A 4300-nucleotide genomic window follows, 5' to 3' on the forward strand; every position below is an offset into this window, starting at 1 on the left:
GTCGGCAAAGATAATAAAGGTACCGTCCAATTTACGGGCTATTACGAACCGATTTATCAAGCCAGTCGCACGCAGACAGCCGAATTCAAATATCCGCTGTACAAATTACCTGCAAACTTTGGCAGTTGGAAAGATCCGCAACCCGAACGCTTGCAGTTAGAGGGCGCAGATGGACTCCAAGGCAGCAAAAGCTTGCTGGCAGGGAATGAGATATTTTGGATGCGCGATCGCTTTGAAGCGATCCTCGTCCAGATTCAGGGTTCGGCAGAACTCAATCTACCAGATGGCAGTAAAACTACAGTGGGCTTCGCTGGTGGTACCAATTTTGCCTACAATAGCATCGGCAAAGAACTAGCCAAAGATGGTAAAGTTACGCCCAGTCAGCTCACGCTTCCCGGTATCATCCGCTACTTCCGCGAAAACCCGCAAGAATTGAACGTTTACATTCCCCGCTACAAGCGATTTATCTTCATGAAGGAGACCTTCAATGGTGAAGCGATGGGGAGTATCAATGTGCCAGTTACACCCGAACGTTCGATCGCGACCGACAAGTCGCTCATGCCACCAGGCGCTTTGGCGTTGGTGCATACCGAACTGCCCTATAGTGTCGATGGTCGATCGATCCAGCAAAAACTTGTCAGTCGCTATGTCTTAGATCAGGATACAGGTAGCGCGATTACTGGCCCCGGACGTGTCGATTACTTTATGGGTACTGGTAAAATTGCTGGAGAGCGTGCTGGCGTGACAGGTGGGCCAGGACACCTTTATTATCTGTTATTGAAGGGCTAAGTTTAGCAGGTGGCAAGTAGCAACAAGTTAGTTTATTTTTGGTAAAATATCGATCGGACTACTCCACCTCATCGCAGTTCCTCACCCATGCCCGATCTCAGCACTACTTCAGCGTCGATACCTTCAGATGTCATCGAGTTGCAGGAAAAATTTATCGCCAGTCCCCTCAAAAATCAGTTGCAGTTACTACCGCAACTGATCGAAAAGGGACTTCCAGGCATTGAAGTTCTAACTGCATGGCTCCAGGAACAACGGGGAACTACACCGACGATTGTGGTAGGTGCAGTGTATCAAGCCATATATCAGAGCGAGTTTCCTGCTGGAAGAGCTTATCTCGATCGTGAATTTCCAACTGGAATCGTGCCATTAGTATCGAGTATTGGTGTCGATTATACTCAACTTCAGCAACTACTCGCCCAACAAAATTTTCAAGCAGCAGATAAACTTACTAACGAGAAACTGTGCGAACTCGCGGGTAAAGATGCCGTCCAACGTAAATGGATTTATTTTACCGAAGTCGAGCAGTTACCCGCACTCGATCTCCACACGATCGACACCTTATGGCTCGCCCATTCTGGTGGTAAATTTGGCTTTTCGGTTCAAAGTGAAATGTGGATGGGGATGAATAAAAATTGGGATAAATTCTGGCCGAAAATCGGCTGGAAGGAAGGTAATAACTGGACGCGTTATCCTGGGGCGTTTACTTGGGATTTGACTGCACCTAGAGGTCATTTGCCCTTATCCAATCAGTTGCGCGGCGTGCGAGTTATCTCTGCGCTGTTATCCCATCCGGCTTGGGAAAAAGTGACTAATTAAAGTTAAAAGCATCACCTTGCTGGTATTGGCGATCGCATTTCAGAAAGAGCCAAACACTAAAATGGCACGCTTGCCATGCAATTAATGAATAATAGCCAGCTATTATGTATCCCGAGATACAAATAAAATTCGCAAATCTGCCTAGCCTAATATAGACTCAGGATTATTGTAGCTATAGGCAGCATTGGTATGGCAAAGCGGTTAGTGACGATCGGCAATGGAATGGTCGGTCATCGGTTCTTGGAACAGATGGCAGCAAAAGGTGCGGATTGGGAACCGATCTGCTTTTGTGAAGAGCCACGGGTAGCTTACGATCGGGTTAACCTGAGCGGTTATTTTGCGGGGAAGACAGCCGCAGATCTCTCGCTCGTCGCACCAGATTTTTACACAGACAACAATATTCAGGTACACGTCGGCGATAAGGCTGTCAGTATCGATCGAGCTAATAAGACAGTCACCTCGGCTAAAGGTTTGACGATTAGTTACGATAAGCTGGTGCTGGCGACTGGTTCCTATCCCTTCGTACCGCCGATTAAAGGTAACGATCTTCCAGGTACTTTTGTCTATCGGACGATTTGCGATCTAGAGGCGACTGAAGCTTATGCCAAAGATTGCAAAGTCGGTGTCGTCGTTGGTGGTGGGTTATTGGGTTTAGAATGTGCCAATGCGCTCCAAAATTTGGGACTCAAGACGCATGTTGTAGAATTCATGCCCCGATTGATGCCTGTGCAAGTAGATGATGCTGGTGGTGCAACCTTGCGCCAGAAGATTGAAGATTTGGGCATCGGCATTCATACAGGCAAATCGACGACTGAGATTGTCGCCGACGAGAATGGGCGTGTCTGTAAGATGTTATTTGCCGATGGTACCGAACTAGAAACAGACATTATTGTTTTCTCGGCGGGGATTCGTCCCCAAGATGAGCTAGCGCGTCAGTGTGGTTTGAAAGTTGGCGATCGCGGCGGCATCGCGATCGATGATAATTGTCAAACATCCGATCCTGATGTTTATGCGATCGGAGAATGCGCTTTATATAATAACCAAATTTTCGGTTTAGTCGCACCGGGCTACCGGATGGCAGAGGTCGCCGCCGACAGGCTCTGTGGCAGTGAAACTAATAATTTTACTGGCGCAGACATGTCCACCAAATTGAAGCTATTGGGCATCGATGTAGCCAGCTTTGGGGACGCATTTGGTAAGACGACTGGCTCGAAAGTAATCGCGATCGATGATGCCGTTTCAGGTGTCTATAAAAAGCTGGTAGTAAATGCAGATGGTACCCGCTTATTAGGCGGTATCTTAGTCGGCGATGCGACAGTTTACGGTACTTTGCTTCAACTGATGCAAAATCAGATGGCATTACCGCCGCATCCCGAAGATCTGATTTTACCGCCGCGCAGTGGTGCGACGATGGCGATGGGAGTCGAGCAATTGCCCGATACCGCCCAAATTTGCTCGTGTAATAACGTCACCAAAGGTCAAATTTGCACCGCGATTCAAGCACAAGAACTTCGCGATATCGGTAGCGTCAAGTCCTGTACCAACGCGGGCATGGGTTGTGGCGGCTGCGTTCCGCTAGTTACCGACTTACTCAAAGCCGAACTCAAAAAAGCGGGCATCGCCGTTAATAACAACCTGTGCGAACACTTTGCCTTCTCCCGTCAGGAATTATATAGCCTAGTGCGATCGCAAGATATCCACACCTTTCAACAACTCCTCGATCGACATGGTACCGGACGCGGCTGCGAAATTTGCAAACCAGCCGTTAGTTCGATTCTCGCCTCCGCCTGGAACGACCAAATTCTTGACGCACCCCACGTCGCCTTGCAAGATACCAACGATGCCTTCTTGGCTAATATCCAACGCGACGGCACCTACTCAGTCATCCCCCGCATCCCCGGCGGCGAAATCACCCCCGAAAAACTGATCGTCCTCGGACAAGTCGCCAAAGATTTTGGACTCTACACCAAGATAACGGGCGCACAGCGCATCGATTTACTCGGCGCACGGGTAGACCAACTTCCCCTAATTTGGCAGCGGCTGGTGGCTGCTGGCTTTGAATCCGGGCACGCTTATGGCAAAGCTCTCCGCACCGTTAAATCTTGTGTCGGTAGTACCTGGTGTCGATTTGGCGTCCAAGATTCAGTCAGCCTCGCGATCGAGGTAGAATTGCGCTATCGTGGACTCCGCGCGCCCCACAAATTTAAATCCGCTGTATCTGGCTGTACCCGCGAATGTGCGGAAGCTCAAAGTAAAGACTTTGGCATCATCGCCACCGAGAAAGGTTGGAACCTTTACGTCTGCGGTAACGGCGGGATGAAACCCCAACACGCGCAACTACTCGCCGCCGACTTGGATAAAGAAACCCTGATTCGCTATGTAGATAGGTTCCTGATGTTCTACATCCGCACCGCCAACCGCTTGGAGCGCACGGCAACATGGTTTAATAAACTCGAAGGCGGGATGGAATATCTGCAAAATGTGATTATTAATGATTCGCTTGGTATCGCTGAAGAACTTGAAGCAGAAATGGCACATCAAGTCGCCACCTACGCCTGCGAGTGGCATGTAACCCTTAAAGATCCGGTAAAACTCCAACGTTTCCAACACTTCGTCAATACCGATGCGCCCGATCCTAATATTGTGTTAGTCGAAGAGCGCGGACAAAAACGCCCCGTGTTCGAGCACGAACGGC

At 49.2% G+C, this 4300-nt stretch carries 3 protein-coding genes; all 3 read left to right on the top strand.

What is annotated here, in order from left to right:
- The coding region (locus tag RMO52_RS21190; protein ID WP_310418269.1) for an MltA domain-containing protein at positions 1–789 on the top strand (789 nt) is incomplete at its 5' end.
- 87 nt (positions 790–876) lie between these two features.
- Positions 877–1605: a GUN4 N-terminal ARM-like repeat domain-containing protein gene (locus RMO52_RS21195; protein WP_310418273.1), complete on the top strand. Its 729-nt coding sequence runs from the start codon at positions 877–879 to the stop codon at positions 1603–1605.
- A 189-nt stretch (positions 1606–1794) separates the two neighbouring features.
- Positions 1795–4300, top strand: a 2506-nt coding sequence (gene nirB / locus RMO52_RS21200) for a nitrite reductase large subunit NirB (protein WP_310418276.1), incomplete at its 3' end; no start/stop codon positions are given.

It is taken from the genome of Chamaesiphon sp. OTE_8_metabat_110 (genome assembly GCF_031382685.1).
Taxonomy (GTDB): Bacteria; Cyanobacteriota; Cyanobacteriia; order Cyanobacteriales; family Chamaesiphonaceae; genus Chamaesiphon.

Bases quoted from the DNA above. Each gene is read 5' to 3' on its own strand.
- RMO52_RS21195 (WP_310418273.1), top strand. From the start codon at position 877: ATGCCCGATCTCAGCACTACTTCAGCGTCGATACCTTCAGATGTCATC.